This is a genomic window from Polaribacter pectinis (assembly GCF_014352875.1).
GTDB lineage: Bacteria > Bacteroidota > Bacteroidia > Flavobacteriales > Flavobacteriaceae > Polaribacter > Polaribacter pectinis.
Genome location: NZ_CP060695.1, coordinates 3,076,549 through 3,099,807 on the forward strand (window position 1 = coordinate 3,076,549; position 23,259 = coordinate 3,099,807).

The 23,259-nt window shown below is 29.6% G+C and carries 20 protein-coding genes and 1 tRNA gene; 7 read left to right on the forward strand and 14 right to left on the reverse strand.

Going from position 1 to position 23,259, the window contains the following annotated elements:
* On the reverse strand, positions 1 to 681 hold the full coding sequence (locus H9W90_RS13800) for an MBL fold metallo-hydrolase (protein ID WP_254712500.1): 681 nt from the start codon (positions 679 to 681) through the stop codon (positions 1 to 3).
* Between the two features lie 440 nt (positions 682 to 1,121).
* On the opposite strand from H9W90_RS13800, the gene H9W90_RS13805 reads away from it, so the two are divergent.
* The gene (locus H9W90_RS13805) at positions 1,122 to 1,601 is read left to right on the forward strand and encodes a hypothetical protein (RefSeq protein WP_187482163.1); all 480 of its coding nucleotides are present in this window, start codon (positions 1,122 to 1,124) and stop codon (positions 1,599 to 1,601) included.
* 133 nt (positions 1,602 to 1,734) lie between these two features.
* The gene (locus H9W90_RS13810; RefSeq protein ID WP_187482164.1) at positions 1,735 to 2,274 is read left to right on the forward strand and encodes a hypothetical protein; all 540 of its coding nucleotides are present in this window, start codon (positions 1,735 to 1,737) and stop codon (positions 2,272 to 2,274) included.
* 139 nt (positions 2,275 to 2,413) lie between these two features.
* Here the strand turns inward: H9W90_RS13810 and H9W90_RS13815 are convergent, their stop codons facing one another.
* The 3 genes from H9W90_RS13815 to polA form a co-directional block, all read right to left on the reverse strand.
* On the reverse strand, positions 2,414 to 2,869 hold the full coding sequence (locus H9W90_RS13815; RefSeq protein ID WP_187482165.1) for a GNAT family N-acetyltransferase: 456 nt from the start codon (positions 2,867 to 2,869) through the stop codon (positions 2,414 to 2,416).
* Positions 2,870 to 3,001: 132 nt separating this feature from the next.
* A complete protein-coding gene (locus tag H9W90_RS13820) occupies positions 3,002 to 3,379 on the reverse strand; it encodes a hypothetical protein (RefSeq protein WP_187482166.1) in 378 nt (125 codons plus the stop codon).
* Positions 3,380 to 3,381: 2 nt separating this feature from the next.
* A complete protein-coding gene (polA, locus tag H9W90_RS13825) occupies positions 3,382 to 6,222 on the reverse strand; it encodes a DNA polymerase I (RefSeq protein ID WP_187482167.1) in 2,841 nt (946 codons plus the stop codon).
* A 160-nt stretch (positions 6,223 to 6,382) separates the two neighbouring features.
* Here polA and H9W90_RS13830 point away from each other — a divergent pair, with 160 nt between their 5' ends.
* The gene (locus tag H9W90_RS13830) at positions 6,383 to 7,606 is read left to right on the forward strand and encodes a metallophosphoesterase (RefSeq protein ID WP_187482168.1); all 1,224 of its coding nucleotides are present in this window, start codon (positions 6,383 to 6,385) and stop codon (positions 7,604 to 7,606) included.
* An 89-nt stretch (positions 7,607 to 7,695) separates the two neighbouring features.
* Positions 7,696 to 7,989 carry a thioredoxin family protein gene (locus H9W90_RS13835; RefSeq protein ID WP_187482169.1) on the forward strand — a complete coding sequence of 98 codons (294 nt, stop codon included), beginning with the start codon at positions 7,696 to 7,698 and terminating at the stop codon, positions 7,987 to 7,989.
* Between the two features lie 163 nt (positions 7,990 to 8,152).
* Here H9W90_RS13835 and H9W90_RS13840 read toward each other — a convergent pair whose 3' ends face one another.
* Both H9W90_RS13840 and H9W90_RS13845 read right to left on the reverse strand, forming a co-directional pair.
* Positions 8,153 to 8,764: a polysaccharide deacetylase family protein gene (locus H9W90_RS13840; protein ID WP_437440064.1), complete on the reverse strand. Its 612-nt coding sequence runs from the start codon at positions 8,762 to 8,764 to the stop codon at positions 8,153 to 8,155.
* Between the two features lie 34 nt (positions 8,765 to 8,798).
* The gene (locus tag H9W90_RS13845) at positions 8,799 to 11,930 is read right to left on the reverse strand and encodes a glycosyltransferase family 117 protein (RefSeq protein ID WP_187482170.1); all 3,132 of its coding nucleotides are present in this window, start codon (positions 11,928 to 11,930) and stop codon (positions 8,799 to 8,801) included.
* A gap of 170 nt (positions 11,931 to 12,100) precedes the next feature.
* Here H9W90_RS13845 and H9W90_RS13850 point away from each other — a divergent pair.
* A tRNA-Gln gene (locus tag H9W90_RS13850) sits at positions 12,101 to 12,172 on the forward strand.
* A gap of 66 nt (positions 12,173 to 12,238) precedes the next feature.
* Here the strand turns inward: H9W90_RS13850 and H9W90_RS13855 are convergent.
* From H9W90_RS13855 to H9W90_RS13870, 4 genes are read right to left on the reverse strand one after another with little or no spacing between them, the layout of a single operon-like run.
* Positions 12,239 to 13,261 (reverse strand): UDP-glucose--hexose-1-phosphate uridylyltransferase, encoded by a 1,023-nt coding sequence (locus H9W90_RS13855; protein ID WP_187482171.1) that lies wholly within the window; start codon positions 13,259 to 13,261, stop codon positions 12,239 to 12,241.
* 19 nt (positions 13,262 to 13,280) lie between these two features.
* Positions 13,281 to 14,429, reverse strand: a complete 1,149-nt coding sequence (locus tag H9W90_RS13860; protein WP_187482172.1) for a galactokinase — start codon at positions 14,427 to 14,429, stop codon at positions 13,281 to 13,283.
* 5 nt (positions 14,430 to 14,434) lie between these two features.
* Positions 14,435 to 15,334, reverse strand: coding sequence for an aldose 1-epimerase (locus H9W90_RS13865; RefSeq protein WP_187482173.1), 900 nt, complete (start codon positions 15,332 to 15,334; stop codon positions 14,435 to 14,437).
* Between the two features lie 2 nt (positions 15,335 to 15,336).
* Entirely contained in the window at positions 15,337 to 16,332 is a 996-nt protein-coding gene (locus tag H9W90_RS13870) for a GntR family transcriptional regulator (RefSeq protein WP_187482174.1), read from the reverse strand.
* Positions 16,333 to 16,432: 100 nt separating this feature from the next.
* On the opposite strand from H9W90_RS13870, the gene galE reads away from it, so the two are divergent.
* Complete coding sequence (gene galE, locus H9W90_RS13875) at positions 16,433 to 17,461, forward strand: UDP-glucose 4-epimerase GalE (protein WP_187482175.1); 1,029 nt, start codon at positions 16,433 to 16,435, stop codon at positions 17,459 to 17,461.
* Between the two features lie 79 nt (positions 17,462 to 17,540).
* On the opposite strand, the gene H9W90_RS13880 is transcribed toward galE, so the two are convergent.
* Positions 17,541 to 19,127, reverse strand: a complete 1,587-nt coding sequence (locus H9W90_RS13880) for a solute:sodium symporter family transporter (protein WP_187482176.1) — start codon at positions 19,125 to 19,127, stop codon at positions 17,541 to 17,543.
* A gap of 204 nt (positions 19,128 to 19,331) precedes the next feature.
* Entirely contained in the window at positions 19,332 to 20,204 is an 873-nt protein-coding gene (locus H9W90_RS13885) for an aldose 1-epimerase (protein WP_187482177.1), read from the reverse strand.
* 229 nt (positions 20,205 to 20,433) lie between these two features.
* Between H9W90_RS13885 and H9W90_RS13890 the strand changes: the two genes are divergently transcribed.
* Positions 20,434 to 20,832, forward strand: a complete 399-nt coding sequence (locus H9W90_RS13890) for a VOC family protein (protein WP_187482178.1) — start codon at positions 20,434 to 20,436, stop codon at positions 20,830 to 20,832.
* 111 nt (positions 20,833 to 20,943) lie between these two features.
* Here the strand turns inward: H9W90_RS13890 and thrC are convergent, their stop codons facing one another.
* A complete protein-coding gene (gene thrC / locus H9W90_RS13895; protein ID WP_187482179.1) occupies positions 20,944 to 22,227 on the reverse strand; it encodes a threonine synthase in 1,284 nt (427 codons plus the stop codon).
* Positions 22,228 to 22,284: 57 nt separating this feature from the next.
* Positions 22,285 to 23,205 carry a homoserine kinase gene (locus H9W90_RS13900; protein WP_187482180.1) on the reverse strand — a complete coding sequence of 307 codons (921 nt, stop codon included), beginning with the start codon at positions 23,203 to 23,205 and terminating at the stop codon, positions 22,285 to 22,287.
* Positions 23,206 to 23,259: the final 54 nt, after the last annotated feature.

A 23,259-nucleotide genomic window follows, 5' to 3' on the forward strand; every position in this document is an offset into this window, starting at 1 on the left:
TTATAAAGCGTAATTATCTCCCTCATTAGCAAAACTAAAGCCTAAATTTTCTATTTCTTTTCGTTCTTTACTGTTTTTTTGAAGAGTGGGGTTTGTGTGATTAAAATGGATAAAAATCACTTTGTTTTTGGTAGATAATGATTCATCTTTAAACAAATAAATAGTTTCTTCTATAAATGGATGAGGGACTTCTGTCATAGCTCTTTTAACTTCGTTTTGATTTAAAAATGTAGCATCAACAAAAGCGTAATCTACTTTTTTAACTTCTTCAATAATACTTTTGTTCCATTTATGCCATTTATCAATGTCAGGAATAAATAACGCAGATTTTTTATTTCCTTCTATTTTATAACCCACAGTTTCAGAAAATTCATCTCTATGTGGAACTAAAAATGGAGTAACTTTTAAATTATTACTTATTTTAATTGAAGAGTCTTGTTGTATTTTTTTTAGTTTTATATTTTGTAAAGTAACTAGTTGACTCCAAGGTCCATTTGTTTCAATAAACTTTTTCATTTTTGGCATTGCAAAAACTGAAACACCTTTTTTTCCATAAGCTTCTCTTCCAAAATACATTAAACCAGTATAGTGACCAATATGGGCATGTGTTAAGAAAACACCATCAATTATATTTTCTTTTTTTAGATGTTTTTGTTCTAATTCAGCTAATTGAGTATGCATATCTGGAGTAGCATCAAATAACCATTTTTGTTTATCGATTAAATCTATTAAACCTAAAGAAACAACACTTTTTTTGTTGTTTGTTTTATTATAAAAATTATTACAGCATTCTTTTTTACAACCAATATGAGGATAACCTCCATCTTGTGTAACACCTAAAATAGTTATGTATTGTTTACTTACTTCTGCTATCTTTTTTTCTTTTAAGGGAGTTGTGTTTTTACATGAAAAAAGTGAAGTTATAAAAAAAAGTACAATAAAAATTGCTATTTATTAAGGATTACATTTTAATTATAAGGTAGGTTTTTAAATCTACCTTATTTTTTTGTGCGTAAATGTATTGCTTTTTCAATTTTCTAAAGAGTCAATAATAGATGTATTTGCGTTAAGTTTAGGTTTCTTATTCATTTAATTTTGTATTGAACTTAAAAAACTATATTATGAAAGTGATAAAAAAAATGACAGCGGTTTTAGCGATTACAGGTTTACTATTTGTTTCTTGCGATAAAGCAAAAGAAAAAAATGAAGACTTTAAGGTTATGAAGATAGAATTAGCAGATGGTAATACTGTTAATTATAAAATGAGCACAGATGGTTCATTATCTTTTGATGACTGGGATGGTTTTAACACGGCAAACAACGAGTTAAGAGAAATAGAAAATTTAGATTTAGAAACATCTACATCTCGTATAGAAAATTTAAGCGGATCAATTGCTAGCTTAAGAGGTACAATTCCTTCTTGGTTAAAAAACGAGGAAGTAATGGAAGATATAGATGATATTGAAGAAGAATATAAAAAATTGTTGGCAGAAAAGAATGAACCTGCAAAAAACGTAAAACAGAATTTAGAAGAGTTAATTGAAAAATTCGACGATTTACGTGAAGAGTTACAGGAAACTATAGATAAATATAAATCATAGTTATTTGAACTAATTATTATAAAAAAAGGATAGATTTTAAATCTATCCTTTTTTTTGTTTTAAGAGTATTTTAAAATCATTTAGAAAACGGAATAGTTTTTGATTCAAAAAGTAACAATCCAAAAGTTATATAATGAAAAAACTATTACTTCTAATTATCTTTTTTAGTACAATACAAACGTCTTTTTCTCAAGAAAAATTGGGAAGACCTTTTTTTACAGGAGATGTAAATCTTACATTGGGTATTAATGAAAACTACCAAATAGGTCCAAATGACGATGGTGGTCCTTTAATTGTACCTTCCGCATTATTTTTTAGAATTGGCTTTGGTTACGAATTTAAAAAACGATTAGCGGTAAGTCTAAATGGTGGTTATGACTTTCATTTTAATTACGATGTAGATGCTTTTCCTACTTACGGAGCTTTAAAATATAATATCACAGAAAAAGATGATAGTAACCATTTTGTGGAATTTAGATATGGTAAAATGTGGACACCTTCTTCCAGATATCCTGATGGAAATTATTACGGAATTGGTTTAGGAATACAAGTTGCTGGAGAAAAACGTTGGAATACTATTTTTAGAGTTGATTTTCACAGAAAAGGAATTACGGGCTTTAAAAATAATAGATTAGATAGTGTTTCTTTTGGTTTTGGTTTTTCGTTTTTTTAGTGATTTTTGCTAACGTTTATGTATATGAAATGTTGCGTGTTTGTGTGCGAGGATTTTCCGAAGGAAAATCAGAAGCTAGCAAACGAGCAACTAACTTTGGTTTGGCTAAAACTAGCAATTTTTTTATACGGTGTTGGCATTAGTTTTTTATTCCGCTATAAACATTTGGATTATGCTTTTCCATATAAAATTCAGGTTTAGGTAATTCCGTAAATCCGAATTTTTTATAAAGCCATTCAGCTGTATCAGTCAATAAAATCCAACGTCTCAATCCCTGAAGATTTGGGTGTTCCATTATTTCATTTATCAGCCATTTACTTAATCTTTTTCCTCTATATTCCTTTAGAATATAAATATCTCCCAAATATGCAATAGTTGAATAGTCTGAAATTATTCTAGCAAAACCAATTTGTTTGTTTTCGTAATAAACACCAAAATTCAAAGAGTTTTCAATTGATGTTTTCAAAGTATTAATTGGAATTCCTTTAGCCCAATCAGTTTCGTTTGCAAGGAATTTGTGAATGCTCAAAACATCTAATTTATTCTTGTCAGTTGAAATGGTATAATCATTCCTATGTGTTTCTCTAATTTCCAATTCAGTTTTCTTAATTAATGCCAATGACTGATATGACGTTGTTTTTAATAACTTATATGAATCGTTAGCGATGTTAGTTTTTTTTGAGTTTAGAAACAAACTAGATTAAAATAGCAAAATCTATTAATTAAATCAATTAGCATTTGGCGCAAACAACAAATCTGTAGGTGTATCTACATCATACAAATATTGATATCCTTTAGATTCTTTCTTGCAAAAAGGTTCTAAAAGACGAAGCATTTCCATATAACTTTCCATTGTTAAAATGCAGAAATATGTTTCGTTGTCTTTGGTTAGAATTCCTTCATCCGATTTGAATAAACCAAAAATTAAATTACAATCTTCTGTGTCGATAAAATCAATTTGAGATAAATCTAATTTCTGCCTATTTTCTATAACTGTATCTTTCAATAAATCTCTGAATTGAATTGCTTCAGCTTTATCAAAATCAAATAAACGAACAATATTTTCTTGAAGACCATTGTAATTGTCTATATAATCTAATTTCATATTTAATGCGCTTCTAACCAGTTTAAACCAATATCCATCTCTACATCTAAAGGAACTTCCATTTTAAATGCATTTTCCATTTCGTGTTTTATAATTGGTTTGATTGTTTCTAACTCGTCTTTATGAGCATCAAAAACCAATTCATCATGTACTTGCAATAACATTTTCGATTTGAAATTTTCTTCCTCAAAACGTTTGTGAATATTTATCATTGCTAACTTAATAATATCTGCTGCAGAACCTTGTATGGGCGCATTTACAGCATTTCTTTCTGCGCCACTTCTCACCATTGCATTTTGCGAATTAATATCTTTTAAATATCTACGTCTGTTTAAAACCGTTTCTACAAAGCCATGTTCTCTTGCAAAATCTACTTGTGCAGACATGTATGCTTTTAATTTTGGGTAGGTTTCGTAATAAGTATCAATTAATTCTTTTGCTTCTCCTCTTGATAAGTCTGTTTGATTGCTCAAACCAAAAGCAGAAACTCCATAAATAATTCCAAAATTTACTGTTTTTGCGTTGCTTCGTTGCTCACGAGTTACTTCATCAATAGGAACATTAAAAACTTTTGCAGCGGTTGAAGCATGAATATCTTCGCCATTTTTAAACGCATTTATCATGGTTTCTTCTTGACTTAAAGCTGCAATAATTCGCAATTCAATTTGAGAATAATCGGCTGCCAATAATACATAATTCTCATCTCTTGGAATAAATGCTTTACGAACTTCTCTTCCTCTTTCTGTACGAATTGGAATATTCTGTAAATTCGGGTTGTTAGAACTCAACCTACCAGTTGCAGCAACTGCTTGCATATATTGTGTGTGAATTCTTCCCGTTTTTGGGTTAATTTCATTAGGCAAAGCATCTACATACGTACTTTGTAATTTTTTATATTGGCGATATTCTTGAATATCTCTGATAATTTTGTGGTCTTTTGCCAAGTAAGATAGAATATCTTCGCCTGTTTTATATTGTCCTGTTTTTGTCTTTTTTGGTTTGTCTACCAACTTCATGTTTTCGAACAACACAATTCCTAATTGTTTTGGAGAAGCAATGTTAAATTCTTCTCCAGCTTGTTCGTAAATATTTTTTTCAAGTCTGTTGATATCATCCGTTAACGCAACTGATAATTCCTTTAAGAAATTTACATTTACGTTAATTCCTTCAATTTCCATGGCTGTTAAAACGGACACCAAAGGCAATTCAATATCATTAAATAATTTGGTAACATTTCCGCTTTCTAATTCGCCAGTAAACAATTGTTTTAGTTGAAAAGTTATGTCTGCATCTTCCACAGCATATTCTGTTTGGTCTGCAATTGGTACAACTCTCATGGAAAGCTGATTTTTTCCTTTTTTACCAATCAATTCTGTAATAGAAACTGGCTGATAATTTAAATACGTTTCTGCCAAAACATCCATATTATGTCGCATATCTGGATTGATCAAATAATGCGCAATCATTGTGTCGAATAATTTCCCTTTTACAGGCATTTTATAATTCGATAATACTTTAATATCATATTTTAAATTGTGCCCAATTTTCTCGATTTCACTTTCGAAAAATGGTCTAAATTCTTCTAAAATTGCCTTTGTTTCTTCTTGGTCTTCAGGAAATGAAACATAATATCCTTTTCCGATTTCATAAGAAAAAGCAATTCCTATTAATTCCACTTCTAAGGCTTTTAAACCTGTAGTTTCAGTATCGAAACAAACAGAAGTTTGTTGCATTAATTTTTGAAGTAATAATTTTCTGGAGAAAGGAGAATCTATATGTTGATAAAAATGATTTGTGTTTTCAATGGTTTTAAATCCAGATGCAACATCTGCTTCAGAAACACTTCCAGTTCCAGGAGCAGCAAATAAATCGAACTGACCTTCAGTATTTGAAGCTGTTTTTTTAGCAACCGCTTTTGGTTTTTCTTCAGTCTTATTATCAGAAGTATTTGTGGTTGTTTCAGTCGAAAAAGTTCGTAAGAAATTCGTTAATAAATTTCTAAATTCTAATTCGTTAAAAATTTCAGTTACTTTTTCTACATCTGGTTGGTCTAACTCAAAATCTTCTGCGTTAAAAGTTACAGGAACATCTAACATAATAGTTGCCAATTTCTTGGAAAGTAAACCTAACTCGCCATTAGCTTCTATTTTCTCTTTCATTTTTCCCTTTAGCTCATGTGTGTTTGCCAATAAGTTTTCCATAGAACCATAAGCAGCCAAAAACTTCTTTGCAGTTTTTTCTCCAACTCCTGGCAAACCAGGAATATTATCGGAAGAATCTCCCATCATTCCTAAAAAATCGATGACTTGTAAAGGATCTGTAATTTCGAATTTTGCCAACACTTCAGGAACTCCCCAAATATCATAACCACCACCAAAACGTGGTTTGTACATAAAAATATTTTCGGAAACTAATTGTGCAAAATCTTTATCTGGAGTTACCATAAAAGTTTTGTAACCCTCTTTTTCTGCTTGTTTAGAAAGTGTTCCAATAACATCATCTGCCTCAAAACCTTCTTTTACCATAATAGGAATGTGCATGGCTTTAAGAATTTCCATAATATATGGAACCGCTAATTTTATGGCTTCTGGAGTTGCATCTCTATTGGCTTTATAAGCTTCAAACATTTCTACTCTATCTGCACTGCCACCTTTATCGAAACAAACGGCTAATTTATCTGGTCTTTCTCTTTTAATTACATCTAAAAGTGAATTCATAAAACCCATAATTGCAGAGGTGTCTAAACCTTTAGAATTAATTCTTGGGTTTTTTATAAAGGCATAATATCCTCGGAAAATTAATGCGTACGCATCAACTAAAAAGACTCTTTTTTGATCTTGCATAGAGTTGTTTTTACTATTAAAAATAAAATATAAGATAGAAATGAGTGATTTAATAATTGTCACTGCAGACTCTGCAGTAAAGCTACGAAACTTTAACATCCTATTAAAATTCAATCGGTGTTTTAAGCAGTATCTTTGATAAATTTTTTAAATTTATTTTATGCCACGTTGGTTAATTCCTCTTATCATTTTATTAGTTTTAATTATTGTTGTAGAAGTTTATACTTTTCAAGCATTTAAAACCATATCTAAAAGTAAATTAGTTCGTTTTTCTTTTTTAACAATAAGTGTAGCAACTTATGTCTATTTCTTCTTAACCGTTTTAACTTACGATAGAAGCAAAGGACAAACACCCGAGTTTCAAATGGCAATGGGAATTTTACTAACAGTATCAATTCCTAAACTAGTTATTATTTTTATGCTTTTTGGCGAAGATATTTATAGGTGGATTGTAAAAGCGATTTCAGCAATTTCCAATGGAGAAACGCAACCTTTACCAACTAGAAGAAAATTTATTTCTCAAATTGCTTTAGGTTTGGCTGCAATACCTTTTGCCGGTTTTATTTACGGAATTATTCAAGGAAAATACAATTACAAAGTTTTAAAATACACGTTAACTTTTAAAGATTTACCAGAAGCTTTCGATGGTTTTACCATCACTCAAATTTCTGATATCCATTCAGGAAGTTTTACCAATAAGGAAAAAATAAAATACGGAGTCGATTTAATTAACGAGCAAAAGTCTGATATTATGTTATTTACAGGAGATATAGTAAATAATAAAGCAGATGAAATGGACAATTGGATCGATGTTTTCGATAAATTAGAAGCAAAAGGAGGAAAGTTTTCTATTCTTGGAAACCATGATTATGGCGATTATATGGATTGGAAAAATCCGCAAGATAAGGTAGACAATTTTCAGCAAGTAAAAGATATTCATAAAAAAATTGGTTTTGATTTATTGTTGGACGAACATAGATATTTAGAAAAAGACGGACAAAAAATTGCACTTCTTGGCGTAGAAAATTGGGGAAAAGGATTCAACCAAGCAGGAGATTTGCAGCGAGCATCAGCAAACGTAAAACAAGAAGATTTTAAAATTTTAATGTCTCACGACCCAAGTCATTGGGAGTATAAAGTTAAACAAGACCCTTTTAACTATCAATTAACTTTAAGCGGCCATACACATGGTTTGCAAATGGGAATCGAAATTCCTGGTTGGTTAAAATGGAGTCCATCTAAATATGTGTATAAACAATGGGCAGGTTTGTACGAAGAAGCTGGTAGATATGTAAATGTAAACAGAGGTTTTGGCTACCATGCATTTCCAGGACGTGTTGGAATTTGGCCAGAAATTACAGTTATAGAATTGAAAAAAGGCTGATAATCAGTCAATTCAAAAATAGATTTGTTATATTTGTTAATTAAGTATTGAATAATTTATACGTTTTTCCCCCTTAAAAACTTTATATTATGACAAAATTTGGCGAATTAATTAGTGTTGATAAACCTGTTCTAATCGATTTTTACACAGATTGGGACGAAGTAGAAAACAACGTACATACTTTAAGAGATGTTGCAGCAGCTTTAGGTGATAAAGCCAAAGTAATTAAGATCGATATTAAAAAGAACGAAACCTTGGCAGACGCTTTGCGCGTAAAAGGAAACCCAACTTTTATGATTTACAAAAATGGCGAAATGAAATGGCGCCAAACAGGTTTTCAAGACGCAAAAACCTTAATAGGTTTGGTTAAAGAATATTTTTAATTTTTTCTGTAGCTATTTCCTGCTTTCCACTATATCTTTTTATTTGTCATTATGAATAAAATTTTTTGTTTTATGTGGCAATCTTATAATTTATAAACAAATTACTTCTATTTAAGTAATAAAAAGGATGTCGTTTCAATCAGGGCTAAACTTGTTTGCTAGTTTATTTTATTGCCTTAAACTCGAATCCTTTTTTAGAAAATTCTTCTAAAACTTTGGGCAATACAAAACGCAATTTCTCAGAAGCTTTTACACTATCGTGAAAAACAATAACACTTCCATTTTTAGTATTTCTTAAAACATTTTGTAAACATTTTTCTTCAGAAATAGAAGTATCAAAATCTGCAGATAAAACGTTCCACATTATAATTTTATAGCCTTTTTTTAGGATTTCTTTAGCTTGTTTCTTCTTAATTTTTCCATAGGGAGGTCTAAAAAGTTGTTGTTTAATTGTTGAATTGTTGAAGTGTGTAATTGTTTTTTCACACTTCAAAAAATTATCTATATAAATGTTGGTTTTAGTTTTCCAACCATTCAAATGATTTTGCGTATGATTTCCAACAGCATGGTCATCAGCAATAATTTTATTAAAAATTTCTGGATGATTTTTTATGTTTTTTCCAATGCAAAAAAAGGTTGCTTTTGCATTGTATTTCTTTAATTCTGCTAAAACAAATTCGGTAATTTCTGGAGTTGGTCCGTCATCAAAAGTTAAAAATAGTTCTTTTTTATCCAAAGAAAAACGCCAAACATAATCAGAGAAAATTCTCATCATAAAATCTGGCGTCCTGGGGAAATATGTTTTCAATTTAATCTTTTATTAAATCTAATTCTGCTGGTTCTTCATCTGGAATTAAACTACTAAATAATTTTACGTTTTCTATAAATTCGTTTTGTAATTTTTCCATGTATTCTCTATCTCCATCAAATTCTTCTATTTGACCTAGAATATTTCTATACATGTACAAATGTGTATCTATATCATCGAAAACTAAATCTAAATCTTTATGAGTACTATAATGCTTAAGCTTTTGTTGAAAAATTGTAATTAGTGTTTTTGCTGTTTTTCTAGCAGTTTCTTTGTCACCAATTCTATAATACATCTCTGGATACCCAAGAGAAATACTGTAATGGCCAAAATCTTCAATAGGCATTTTATAGAGAGATAAATCTAATACTTCTTTTGCTGTGGCAGTATCTTTTTGTTTTAAGAAAGTTTCTGATAAACGCATTAAATTATTACGTAAAGAAATGGCATTTCTTCTAGTTTGTTCATCAATATAAATTTTACCACTATTAATGTTTTTCCAATCTAACTTTTTAATATTGGCGTACATTTTTTCTGGGTCAATTCTTCCCATATCAAACAAACTTACTTCTCTAACCAATTCTCCTTTTTCGTTGTAAATTTTTGTAGGAGTTCTAATAGGAACTAATTTGTAAGACATTCCATCTAATTGCATATAATCTTTTAACCAGATATATTCTTCGTCTGCATTTGCGCCACCAGTAAAATAAATTGGACGTTTCCAATCGAAGTTTGCTAAAATATCTAGCATTAAAATTCTATTTTTTGTTAGACCTTGTCTGTCTACTGTAATGTCTATATAATCTACAATCTTGTCTGCATCTTTTTGTGCAACAATTCCAGATTTTAAAGCATTTTCTTTATTTACTGGAATTCGAATTCTATTTGTAGGGTATGTTTTCTCTTTTACATCATTTTCTTCATCTATATAATATGTAACAGGATTATCACTTGCAATCCACCTCATAAAGTCTTTAATAGCTATTACAGAGTCTTTAAATTGTGGATGTGGAACGTGATATGCAACATCTAAAGTTCCGTATTTATATTGGTCATGTGTTAATTGCGATGGAATTGGAGCTGCTTTATAACTTGCTCTTTTCATCTGGTCTATATACCAATCTGTGGCAAAAAGACTTGTGTTTACCAATTTTAAATCGGTTCTAATTCCTTCTACTTCTTGCATGTACCAAAGTGGAAAAGTATCATTATCTCCAATAGTGAATAGAATCGCATTTGGGTCGCAAGATTCTAAATATGCTTGTGCGTTTAGTAAAGTTGTATGTCTGCCACCTCTATCATGATCATCCCAATTTTCTGTTGCCATTAATGTTGGTACTGCTAATAAAGAAACTAAAGAAACAGTAATTGCAATGGTTTTCTTATTTGCAAAATTCTTTAAATATTCATAAAGTGCGAGTACACCAAAGCCAATCCAAATGGCAAAAATGTAGAAACTACCAACAACGGCATAATCTCTTTCTCTAGGTTCAAAAGGTTTTGGATTTGTATAAAATATAATTGCTAAACCTGTAAATGCAAAGAAGAGTAAAAGTGTAAAGAAGTTTTCTTTATCCCATTTAATTTGATAAAACAAACCAATTAAACCTAAAATTAAAGGTAAAAAGTAATATTTGTTTCTTCCTTTATTATTTAAAACAACATCTGGTAAGGCTTTTTGCGAACCTAATCTTGCTTCATCAATAAATGTTATTCCGCTAATCCAGTTTCCGTTTTCGATATCTAAATTTCCTTGAATATCATTTTGTTTTCCAACAAAATTCCACATAAAATAACGTCCGTACATGTATCCAAACTGAAAGCTTGTCATAAACTTTAAGTTTTCTCCAAAAGTTGGTCTTCTTTTGCTATTTGGAGAAATACCAGCAATGGCTTTGTACATTTTTTCTTTAGATGGATCTACCATTCTTGGTATAAAACCTTTGTGTTTATCAGAATAATTAGGTAATACGTTTTTGTATTTATTTACAATTTCATATTTACCATTTAACTTTTCATACTTTGGTTTGTCATCTCTAAATGGCGTGTTTCTATCTTGTTCTCTTTCGTAAGAATTAGAGTAATACGTATCGTAAAAAACATTGGCGTCACCATATTGTTCACGTTCGTAATAAGCTAATAATTCTCTTGCACTAGAAGGGTTGTTTTCGTTTACAGTAGTATTTGCATTTGCTCTTATTGGTAACATCATCCAAGAAGAAAAACCAATCATAATAAATAAAACTGATAGAATTAAGGTGTTTGCAGTTACTTTCTTATGTTTTCTAGTGTAATTTAATCCAAAGTAAAACAATGCAATTAAAATAATTGCAGCAATTATAGAACCAGAATTATAAGGCAGTCCAATAGTATTGATAAAAAATAATTCGGATGCACTAAAGAATTTTAATGTAAATGGAAATAAAAATTTAAAGACAAACATTAAAACGATAACAGATACTACTGTTGCAATTGCAGTTGTTTTTAAAGTGATATTTTTATAAGTTTTAAAGAAATATAACATTACAATTGAAGGGATTACCAACAATGATAAGATGTGTACTCCAAATGATAAACCAACTACAAAACTTATTAAAACTAACCATTTATTTCCTCTAGCTGTATGAATTTCTGCTTCCCATTTAAGGCCTAGCCAAAATAATAAAGCCATTAAAAATGATGACATTGCATACACTTCTCCTTCTACAGCACTAAACCAGAAACTATCCGAAAACGTATACGCTAAAGAACCTACCAAACTACTTCCAAGAATAGCAATATATTTTCCTTCTGCTAATTTACCAGTTTTTAGCGCTAATTTTTTCGCCAAATTGGTAATTGTCCAAAACATAAACAAAATTGTAAACGCACTAGCCAAAGCAGACATAAAGTTCACCATTTTTGCAACTTGACTTAAATCGCCAGTAAACATTGCAAAAAATGCACCCAACATTTGAAAAAGTGGCGCTCCTGGAGGATGTCCAACTTGTAATTTTACAGATGTAGCAATGTATTCGCCACAATCCCAAGAGCTAACTGTTGGCTCTAATGTTAGTGTATAAGTGATTAAAGCTATTATAAATACAACCCATCCTAGAATGATGTTCCATTTTTTAAAATTTTCTGATGTCATAATTTGATAATAATCTGTGGGCGAATTTACTAATAAATCCCTATAAAATAAGAATGAAGTTGTTTTATTGAGTTGTTTTTAGCTCTTAAAACTTTGTTAAAAGTAAAATTTATCGAAAAATGTTTGTAGAATTAAAACTTTGCATTAAATTTGCACCCGCATAAAAGCATTGGCCTATGGTGTAATTGGTAACACACCGGTTTTTGGTACCGACATTCAAGGTTCGAGTCCTTGTAGGCCAACAAAAAAGTCCTAACAAATTAAATTTGTTAGGACTTTTTACTTTTTTAAGCTTTTCTAAAAGAGTTTTAAATCAATTCTCGTAATCTTTTTGCAGCAATTTCTGCAGTAATATCTCTTTGAGGCGATCCAAACATCTCATAACCTACCATAAACTTCTTTACAGTTGCACTTCTTAATAAAGGCGGATAAAAACTCATGTGCCAATGCCAATGCTTATTTTCTTCACCATTTGTTGGTGCTTGATGTATTCCAGAAGAATAAGGAAAAGAAGTGTTAAACAATTTGTCATACGCTTTTGTAATTACAGATATTGCTTCCGCAAAATTTGAAGCTTCATTTTCTGTCATTTCTGTGATGTTTTTTTGTGCTTTTTTAGGAGCAATCATCACTTCAAAAGGCCAAACTGCCCAAAAAGGAGTAAGGACTAAAAAATCGTCGTTTTCAAAAATAATTCTTTCTTTAGCAGTTTGTTCTTGTTGTAAATAATCTCCTAAAAGACTACTTTTTTTATCATTATAATAATTTAATTGTTGCTGATTTTTTTTATCAACCTCATTAGGTAACGAAGTCTGGCTCCAAATTTGTCCATGAGGATGTGGATTGCTACAACCCATTACTGCTCCTTTGTTTTCAAAAATTTGAACATAATTTATACCTTCAATTTCGCCAATAGAAACATATTCATTTTGCCAAGCATTTACTACTTTTTTAATGTCAGCAACTTCCATATCCGCCAAACTTTTAGAATGATCTGGGCTAAAACAGATTACTTTACAAATTCCGTTTTCACTTTGTGCTTTAAACAAACCATCATTTACATTAAACTTTGGCGAATCTTTTTGTAGTGCAGCAAAATCGTTGGTAAAAATAAAAACGTCTTTATAATCGGGATTTATTTCGCCATTAATTCTTGTGTTTGTAGCACATAAATAACAACTTTCGTCATAAGAAGGTCTTTTTTCTGTAGAGATTTCTTCATTTTGTCCTTGCCAAGGCCTTTTTGCTCTGTGAGGTGAAACCAAAACCCATTCTCCAGTTAAAATATTATATCTTTTATGAGAGTAATCTTGTAAATTTGTATTTTCCATACTATTATTTTTTAGTTGATTATTTTACTAAATGTGTACCGTTAGAAAGTTCTACAAAATATACTGAACAGTCTTTGTCGAATTTATTTTTATAGGCTTTAGATGCGGATTTTGCAAAGTTTTTAGCTTCGTCTTTTTTAATTAAATTAATGGTACAACCGCCAAAACCTCCACCCATCATTCTTGCGCCTAAAACGTTTTTGTTTTTCTTTGCTTGGTTTACCAAAAAATCTAACTCGTCGCAACTAACTTTATATTGGTGTTGTAAACCATTATGAGAACCGTAAATTAATGCTCCCAAAGTTTCCAAATCATTTTCTTCAATTGCTTTTGCAGCTTTTTGTGTTCTATCGATTTCTTGAATTACGTACAGCGCTTTTTGGTAATTTTCTGGCGTAACTTTATCAATAATTTTTTCTAAATCACCTTCGGAAGCTTCTCTTAAGGTTTCAATATTTAACAATTCTGCTATACTTTCACAAGCAGAGCGTCTATCATTATAAGCACTATCAGACAAACTATGTTTTACGTTTGTGTTGATTAACATTAATTGATGGTCTTTAAAATCGATTTTATAAGGTTTCGATTCTATCGTTCTACAATCCAATAGCAAAGCATTGTCTTTAATACCAAACATACTTGCATATTGATCCATAATTCCACATTTTACACCTACATAATTGTGTTCTGCTTTTTGTGAAATTAAAATCATTTCTGTTTTTGATAACCCTAACTTGAACAATTCATTTAAGCCAAAAACTACACTGTTTTCTAAAGCTGCAGAAGAAGACATACCTGCACCTCCAGGAATATTTCCTTTAAAAATGATGTTAAAATCACCAATAATTTTATTTCTATTCTGTATTTCTGCAACCACACCAAAAACATAATTTTCCCAATTTCCTTCTTTGGATGGTTTTAGTTTATCTAATTCAAACTCTATTGTACTGTCTAAATCCATAGCAATTGCAGTACAAGAACCAGTATCACTTTTTTGTATTGCTGCAGCAATCCCTTTATCTACAGCTGCAGGAAACACAAAGCCGCCATTATAATCTGTATGTTCTCCAATAATATTTATTCTTCCTGGTGAAAAAATAAGTAAAGGATTTGCTGAAAACGTTTTCTTGAATTCCTCTTTTACTTGCTTAATTAGTGTTTTGCTCATAATAATTAGTTTTTGTTACACAATTTTAAGTTCCATTTTATAGAATAAGATGTGTTTGGTTCTAAAGTTTGTAAACCTATTTCATTATTAAAACTATTAGAAATCCCGGTTAAAGGTTCAATTGCAATTGCAGCAATTCCTTTAGGCGTATATATTTGCAAATAATTTTTTTTGATGTTTGACGAAAGCTCAAAATGATAACTTGGTGTTGTAAATTGTATTTTATCATCAATAAGAAAAAAGCAATCGTCTAATTGCTTATTTTCAATTTTAAGGAGCTCTTCTTTTTTATAATCTGTAATTTTTTTAGTGATTAAATTTTCATTAAAAACTACTTTTTTGTCGCATTTAAAGTTTAAAGAACTATTGTGCAAATCATTATTAATAAAATATGGATGCCAACCTAAAGTGTAAGGAAATGCTTTGATATCATCATTTTTTACAGATACTTTCAATTGAAGTTCATCTTTTAAAAGTGTATAAGTAAGGTAAATTGAATACTTATAAGGAAAACCTTTACTTGCGTTTTTTTCTGAATAATAAATTGTAATAGCGCAACTATTTGAAGTAATCTCTTTTTCTAAAAGTTTAAATTTTTTGTTGAAAACTAAACCGTGTAAAGCATTATTTCGTCCTTTCTCATTGCATTCAAATTGATAATTTTTTCCTTTAAAAGTATATGCGCCATTTTCTATTCTACTGGCAAAAGGGAATAAAATTGCAGACGCAAAAGAATCTTCATATTTAAAATTTGGTTGATCTTCAATTAAAATAGTGTTGTTAAATTGTAGTTTTTGTAATCTTCCACCTTCTTCTAAAGAAATTCTTGCTACAGAATTATTTTCAGTATTTTTTAATTCGAAAAAATTGAAACCTTTTTCTGTTATTGCATAAATTTTAAACATTTTTATATAGATTTTCTTAAAATTAATTTACTTGGGTTTTCAATTTTAAGTTGCTCATTAGTTAAAATCATTTCAGCCAATCTTTTTCCCATTAAATTAAAATCTGTTGATATAGTTGTAATTCCATCAGCAACAACTTCTTTTAATAAAGTATCATTAAAAGAAATTATTCCAACATCTTTAGATAAAATTAAATTGTCTTCCTTTATTTTTTTTATGATTCTAATCAAATTTTTATCATCAAGAATTATGTAAACTTCACCTTTTTCTGGAGTTCTATTCTCTAATGAGGAAATTACTTCATAATTGAAGTTGTTTGCGTTAGAGAATAATTCAAAACCACTTAATATTCCTTTAGGCTCTTTTTCTTCTTTAAAAAGTAAAACTAATTTTTTGTATTGTTTTAATTTTTCTAAACCAGTAGACAAACCATTAAAAACATCTTTTTCGAAATTTTGATAAATTACAGGATACTCATCCAATTCAGTATGAGCTTGATCTAAAATATAGACTTTCTCTTTTGGTAAATTTTTAATTGTTTTTTTAATGTTTTTAAGATTAGCAGGCATAATTACATAAGAACTGTAATTACCACTATTGTCATTTATCAATCTATTAAAGACGTCTACGTTAAAGTGATGAAAAAAGATGTCTACATGAACATTTTCTCCTAAATTTTTCAAAAAAGAATTGTAGATATCTTCTTTAAATGAATTAAGCTCATCAAAAAGTAGGAAAACTTTTTTTTCAACGTGAATATCCTCACTTGAAACAAAATAGCCTTTTCCAACAACAGAATGAATAATTCCTCTGTTTTTTAATTCATTAAAAGCGTTTAAAACAGTGTCTCTTGACAACTTATGTTTTTCTTTAACAACGTTTAATGAAGGTAATTTATCTCCTTTTTTAAGCGCGCCATTTACAATAGCATCCTCAATTGAAGCTACTATTTGTTTGTATTTAGGCATTCCTGTTTTTTTTAACGATGAAATTTTCATACCACAAAGATATCATTTTTATTTAAAAAAAACAACTGGTATGTACTGGTTTGTTTTTTAGATATTTTTATTACATTTGTTGTATCTTAAATTAATGATAATGAAAAGTAAAATAATAGTAACAGGAGGTTGTGGTTATATAGGTTCTCACACAGCTGTAGAATTAATTGAAAATAATTATGAAGTTGTAATTTTAGATGATTTATCTAATTCAACGAAAGAAACTTTAGATAGAATAGAAAAAATTACAGGAACAAGACCCACTTTTGTAAATATTGATTTAAAAGATGCTAAAAAAACAGAAAGAGTTATAAGTGAACATAAAGATGCAAAAGCAGTAATTAATTTTGCAGCTCATAAAGCTGTAGGAGAATCTGTACAAAAACCAATAATGTATTATAAGAATAACCTATATTCATTAATAAATATACTTTCCTCTATTGTAAATAATAATATTAAAGGATTTATTTTTTCTTCTTCTGCTACTGTTTATGGCACCCCAGAAACATTACCTATAACTGAAAAAAGCGAAACACAACGACCTTTCTCTCCTTATGGAAACACAAAAAAAATAGCAGAAGAAATTTTAGATGATGTTATAAAATCTACTGAAAATTTCTCTGCAATTTCTCTACGTTATTTTAATCCTATTGGTGCACATGATTCTGGGTTAATTGGTGAATTACCAAGTGGGATTCCAAATAATTTAATGCCTTACATCACACAAACAGCAGTTGGAATTAGAGAGAAATTAATGGTTTATGGAAATGATTATCCAACAAAAGATGGAACGCCAATTAGAGATTATATTCATGTTGTAGATTTAGCAAAAGCACATGTTTTAGCGGTTGAAAGAATTATAAAAGAGCAACAAGAAAAACCATATGAAACTTTTAATTTAGGAACTGGAAATGGATTTTCTGTTTTAGATGTTATAAACTCATTTGAACGCGTAACAAACTCTAAATTGAATTACGAAATTACAGAAAGAAGACCAGGAGACGTGCCTAAATTATACGCAGCAACAGATTTAGCTGAAAGAGAATTAGGTTGGAAAGCTACAAAATCTTTAGATGAAATGATTAAATCTTCTTGGGATTGGGAACAAAAGTTAAGAAGTAAAGAGTAAGAAAAATTAAAAAAAACAAAGCCTCAAATAAATAGTTATTTGAGGCTTTGTTTTTTTTAATTTTTAATACATTTTTGTTTTAAGCAAAATATATATAAATGCTTACAACAATTACACAAATACCAATACCAACTGGTTTTAAATATTTCCAAGGTTTAATATCTACTTGGTTTGTGTAATTTAATACAAATGCAGTTTTACGAGGTTTTAGTTTTCCAATAATTAACATAATTATAATGTTAAGTACAAATAAAATAGCCATAACATGTAAAAAATGAGGGTAGTTATCTGCACCCACTACAAATGGTTTTAATATAAATTGACTAATACTATACAAAACTACACCAGAAATAATAGCTACTTTTGCTGCAACTGCAGGTACATACTTTGTTAAATAACCAACTACAATAATTGTTAAAATAGGAATACTGTAGCAACCATTTACTTCTTGTAAGTATCCAAATAATCCATCTGGTGCATTTGCAATTAATGGAGCAATACACATAGATAATATCGCTAAAACTACTCCAAAAGATTTACCTGCAAAAACAGTTTGTTTTTCTGTGGCATCTTTTTTAATGTGAGATTTGTAAATGTCTATTCCAAATAATGTTACAGAGCTATTTAATGCAGAATTAAAAGAACTTAAAATAGCACCAAATAAAACGGCTGCAAAAAAACCAACCAAACTTGCGGGTAAAACCTCAGTTACTAATTTAGGGTAAGCCTGATCAGGATTTGTTAATGTATCACCAAACATATGAAAAGCAATTACACCAGGTAAAACCACAATTAAAGGGCCTAAAATTTTTATAAATGATGCTAATAACAATCCTTTTTGACCTTCTTTTAGGTTTTTTGCACCTAATGCTCTTTGTATAATAGCCTGGTTTGTTCCCCAATAAAAAAGTTGAACTAACATCATTCCTGTAAAAATTGTACCAAAAGGAACTGAAGCTTTTGAATCTCCTAGAGAATTAAATTTTTCTGGATTTGTATTTATAAGTGTTGTAAAACCATCGCTTATACTGCCATCACCAATTGCCATTAAACCAAAAAAGGGAATCATTAAACCTCCAATTAATAAACCAATTGCATTAATTAAATCTGATACAGCTACAGCTTTTAATCCTCCAAAAATCGCATAAATAGAACCAATTATTCCTATTCCCCAGACAGTTATCCACAAAGCTTTTGTTTCACTGACATCTAATAATGAAGGAACATCAAACATAGTATTAATGGCTAATGCACCAGAATATAAAACGATAGGCAATAATACTACTACATAACCACTTAAAAATAATCCAGAAGTTATTGTTTTAGTTACTTTATCGTATCTTTTTTCTAAAAATTGAGGTACAGTTGTAATTCCTCCTTTTAAATACCTTGGTAAAAGAAAAACGGCGGTAACAACCATTGCAATTGCTGCTAAAGTTTCCCAAGCCATAACTAGAATTCCTTCTTTAAAAGCCGCTCCATTTAGTCCTACAATTTGTTCTGTAGATAAGTTGGTTAATAATAATGACCCAGCAATAACAACTCCAGTAAGACTTCTTCCTCCTAAAAAATATCCATCAGAAGACTCTTCGTTTGTTTTTCTTGTAGCTAAATAGGCAATTATAGCAACTAAAATTGTAAAGCCTAAAAATGATAAAATTTGCATAATTGTTTGATTGTTATAATTATATTAATTGTAAAGAAATTGAAAAAATTTCAACTACTCCAAATTTTGGTGTTTTTTATTTTAAAAAAATTTAGTTTATAGTACACTAAATAAATAAAATTATTAATTGAAAAAGATTAAATATTTATTGTTTAACAGTTAATTTTTAAAGAGTTTTTTATTGAAAGTAAAAAAGTAATAAAATTATTCATCTTTAATAATGGTAAAGTTTGTAGAAAACTCATTTTTAGGAGCTAAAGTTTGCAGACTTATTTTACTATTAAAGTTATTAGAAATTCCTGTTTGAGGTTCTAGCGCAATACTTTTTCTGTGTGGTGGTGTGTAAATATGCAAATATGCTTTTTCAGCATCAGATTTTAGTAAAATTTTATAGTTTGGTGTGGTCAGTTTTACAAGGTTACTTGTTAGAAAAAAGCAATTATCAAATTCGTTTTCTGCTATTTTTAGCGGGAATTTAATGTCGTTTTCTACAATTCCAACAACAGATAATCTATCATTATATGTTATTTTTTTATCACTTTTAATGTCTAGAATACTATTATCAATGTGCGTGCTTTCAAAATATGGATGCCAACCTAAAAAGAAAGGAAAAGTAATATTATCTGTATTTTTTACACTTATTTTTAAATTGAGAGTATCATTAGTAAGGGTATACTCTAAAGTTATTTTATATAAGAAGGGATAACCTTCTATTCTTTTAGTTTCTTCATATAGAATTACAACTGAAGCAGAATTTTCTTTTTCTATTTGCTTAATTAAAGTGAATTTCTTGTCATAAATAAGCCCATGTAGTGCATTGTTAAATTTATCGTCATTACAATACAATTGATGGTATTTATCATTAAAAGTGTAAGCACCATTTTCTACTCTGCCAGCAAAAGGAAATAAAACGGAAGATGAATATGTGTCTTTATAAGTTGAACTATTATTTGCAATAATAGTTTTTCCTTGTAAGGATAATTCTTGTAAACTTCCTCCTAGATTTAAGTATATGAATGCTTTAGAATTATTAATAGATAATTCTATGCGATTTTCCTCGTGGTTTAATCTTATCACTTTAATAAACTTTTTAGAACTTTAAAAATAGTATTTTAATTATGTTTTTACGGGTTTAATTTTTTAAGAATTTATTCTTTTAATATAAGACTCAAATAAGTAATTGTAGAATTGAGCTTAACCTTACTTTTATGAATACAGTTACTAAATTTATCAAATAAGCAAAAGAAACCTTTTTATCTGCTTTATTTTTGTGTTGAACAGAATATGAATCTAAAAATTTAAAAAAATGAAAGTACAAGCTTATTTAGCATTTAACGGAAATTGTCAAGAGGCATTAAATTTTTATAGTGATTTATTTAATGCAGATGTAAAAAATAGAATTACCTATGAAGACAAAAAAATAGACGTTCCAAGTTCTTATCGAACAAAATTACAACACGCAGAATTAAAAGGTAAAGGTGTCCATTTTATGGCTTATGATGCTTCTCCAGACACTCCTATAAATAATGGTAATCAAATTCACATGAGTGTAGATTTGAATGATAAAGATGAAGCAGAAGATGTATTTAACGATCTAGCGAAAGGCGGAATTACACATCACGAATTTAGAGAAAGAGAATGGGGTTATTTTGGAAGATGTACAGATAAATATGGAATAAATTGGATGGTAAACTGCAATAGTTAATAACTTCAATTTTTTTTATAATGATAAACAAAATGGGTTGCAACTTCAGTTGCAACCCATTTTTAATTAAACTTTATAAAAAGATGTGTTTAATCTAATTAAAATAATGTATTATTCCATCAAAAAAGCCTTTAAATCTTTGTAAGAAGAAGCCTTAATAGCTACTTTTTTGTTGTTAATTACTTTCTGAATCTGTGCAGGAATTTCAACCTTAACAGGTAAAGTTCCTTCTACAACATCTAAAAACTTTACAGGATGAGCCGTTTCTAAAAACACTCCAAATTCATTCTCTTTTAAACCATATTTTTCTAAACCTAAATAGCCAACTGCTCCATGAGGATCTGCAACATAACCAGATTCTTTATAAATAGCTTTCATCTTTTTGCGAGTTTCATCATCTGTAAAACTAAAAGAAGAAAAATGATTTTTTAAAGCTTCAAAATCGTTATTAAATAATTCCTGAATTCTAATAAAGTTACTTGGGTTACCAACATCCATTGCATTAGAAATTGTTGCTTTAGACGGTTTTGGAGTATATTTTCCGTCTTTTAAGTAATTAGGTACTGTATCATTTACATTTGTAGAGGCCACAAAATGTTTGACTGGCAAACCTAATTTTTGTGCCATAATTCCTGCACAAATATTCCCAAAATTTCCACTCGGTACAGAAAAAACCAATTCTTTATTTAACTTTTTTAATTCTTTATAAGTAAAGAAAAAATAGAACATTTGTGGCAACCAACGTGCCACATTTATAGAATTTGCAGAGGTTAAAGTCTTCGTGATTTCTTCATCTAAAAAAGCTGTTTTTACCATTTCTTGACAATCATCAAAAACACCATCTACTTCTAAAGCTGTAATATTCTGACCTAAAGTCGTTAGTTGTTTTTCTTGAATATCGCTCACTTTTCCTGAAGGATATAAAATAACCACATTCACACCTTTTGCACCTAAAAATCCGTTGGCAACTGCGCCTCCAGTATCTCCAGAAGTCGCAACTAAAACAGTAACTTCTTTATCATTTCCTTGGTTGAAATATTCCAAACATTTTGCCATAAATTTGGCACCAACATCTTTAAAAGCCATTGTTGGTCCATGAAATAATTCTAAAGAAGCAATATTATCCGTAATTTTTACCACAGGAAAATCGAAAGAAACAGTTTCTTCAATAATTTCTTTTAATTTTTCAGTCGGAATTTCATCACCCACAAATTGTTTTATTACTTCAAAAGCAATTTCTTGATTTGTGTAATTCTCAATATTGTCAATAAAATCTTTTGAAAGTGAAGTAATTGTTTCCGGAAAATAAATTCCTCTGTCTTTTGCCAAACCTTCTACAACTGCGTTTTTAAAAGTTGTTTTTGGCGATTTATGATGTAAACTGTAGTAGTTCATTTTATTCGTTTTTTAGACCTCACAGGTTTTTAAAACCTGTGAGGTCTTTATCTAATTTTATAATATTTTCATTCCTGCTGGATTCACTTTTGAGATAAATAATTCAAACTCAATTCCAGTATTTTTATACGCTTCATTAATAGCATTATGCACTTTTTCTGCAATTTCATCACCTTTACATAAAGCATAAATTGTTGGGCCTGAACCGCTAATTCCTGCACCTAATGCTCCAGCTTTTAGAGCACTTTCTTTAACTTCATCAAAAAACGGAATTAAAGATTTTCTTGCTGGTTCTGCAACCAAATCTACCAAAGAATTGCTAATTAAGTCGTAATCATTTGTGTACAATCCACTAACCAATCCACCAACGTTTGCCCATTGTGTAATGGCGTCTTTTAACGGGATTTCTTTTGGCAAAACTTCTCTAGCATCTTTAGTTTTTACTTCAATTTGTGGATGAATTGCAACAACTCTTAATTCTTTTGGAACTGGGAGTTTTATAATTTCTAAAGGTTCGTAACTTCTTACGAGCACAAAACCACCATAAATTGCTGCTGCAACATTGTCGGCAATTGGAGTTCCACAAGCAACTTCTTCGCCAAACATTGCAAATTTTGTGAGTTCTAATTCAGAATATTTATTTTCTAAAAATTGATTTGCACCAAAAGCAGCACCAGCAGCACTTGCAGCAGAACTTCCTAAACCACTTCCAGGAGAAAATCCTTTGTGGATGGTTAATTCAATTCCGAAATTGGCTTTTGCATTTAATAATATCTTTTTTACAACAGCGCTTGCTGCATTTTTATCAACATCGTAGGTTAAATTAGCGCCAGTAATATTGGTGATTTTTACCCCTTTTTCTGCTGTTTTTGTAAACGTCATTTCATCACCAATTGCATCCACAGCAAAACCCATAGAATCAAATCCGCAGGAAACATTGGCAACAGTTGCAGGAGAAAATATTTTTAAATAATCCATTTGTTCAGTTTGCAGTCAGCAGTTCTCAGTCTTCAGTCTTCAGTTTGCAGTCAG

What these genes read in the sequence shown, in the direction of transcription:
- H9W90_RS13800 (WP_254712500.1), bottom strand. Translation starts at nt 681, where the DNA reads ATGCATACTCAATTAGCTGAATTAGAACAAAAACATCTAAAAAAAGAA.
- H9W90_RS13805 (WP_187482163.1), top strand. Translation starts at nt 1,122, where the DNA reads ATGAAAGTGATAAAAAAAATGACAGCGGTTTTAGCGATTACAGGTTTA.
- H9W90_RS13810 (WP_187482164.1), top strand. Translation starts at nt 1,735, where the DNA reads ATGAAAAAACTATTACTTCTAATTATCTTTTTTAGTACAATACAAACG.
- H9W90_RS13820 (WP_187482166.1), bottom strand. Translation starts at nt 3,379, where the DNA reads ATGAAATTAGATTATATAGACAATTACAATGGTCTTCAAGAAAATATT.
- polA (WP_187482167.1), bottom strand. Translation starts at nt 6,222, where the DNA reads ATGCAAGATCAAAAAAGAGTCTTTTTAGTTGATGCGTACGCATTAATT.
- H9W90_RS13830 (WP_187482168.1), top strand. Translation starts at nt 6,383, where the DNA reads ATGCCACGTTGGTTAATTCCTCTTATCATTTTATTAGTTTTAATTATT.
- H9W90_RS13835 (WP_187482169.1), top strand. Translation starts at nt 7,696, where the DNA reads ATGACAAAATTTGGCGAATTAATTAGTGTTGATAAACCTGTTCTAATC.
- H9W90_RS13840 (WP_437440064.1), bottom strand. Translation starts at nt 8,764, where the DNA reads ATGATGAGAATTTTCTCTGATTATGTTTGGCGTTTTTCTTTGGATAAA.
- H9W90_RS13845 (WP_187482170.1), bottom strand. Translation starts at nt 11,930, where the DNA reads ATGACATCAGAAAATTTTAAAAAATGGAACATCATTCTAGGATGGGTT.
- H9W90_RS13855 (WP_187482171.1), bottom strand. Translation starts at nt 13,261, where the DNA reads ATGGAAAATACAAATTTACAAGATTACTCTCATAAAAGATATAATATT.
- H9W90_RS13860 (WP_187482172.1), bottom strand. Translation starts at nt 14,429, where the DNA reads ATGAGCAAAACACTAATTAAGCAAGTAAAAGAGGAATTCAAGAAAACG.
- H9W90_RS13865 (WP_187482173.1), bottom strand. Translation starts at nt 15,334, where the DNA reads ATGTTTAAAATTTATGCAATAACAGAAAAAGGTTTCAATTTTTTCGAA.
- H9W90_RS13870 (WP_187482174.1), bottom strand. Translation starts at nt 16,332, where the DNA reads ATGAAAATTTCATCGTTAAAAAAAACAGGAATGCCTAAATACAAACAA.
- galE (WP_187482175.1), top strand. Translation starts at nt 16,433, where the DNA reads ATGAAAAGTAAAATAATAGTAACAGGAGGTTGTGGTTATATAGGTTCT.
- H9W90_RS13880 (WP_187482176.1), bottom strand. Translation starts at nt 19,127, where the DNA reads ATGCAAATTTTATCATTTTTAGGCTTTACAATTTTAGTTGCTATAATT.
- H9W90_RS13890 (WP_187482178.1), top strand. Translation starts at nt 20,434, where the DNA reads ATGAAAGTACAAGCTTATTTAGCATTTAACGGAAATTGTCAAGAGGCA.
- thrC (WP_187482179.1), bottom strand. Translation starts at nt 22,227, where the DNA reads ATGAACTACTACAGTTTACATCATAAATCGCCAAAAACAACTTTTAAA.
- H9W90_RS13900 (WP_187482180.1), bottom strand. Translation starts at nt 23,205, where the DNA reads ATGGATTATTTAAAAATATTTTCTCCTGCAACTGTTGCCAATGTTTCC.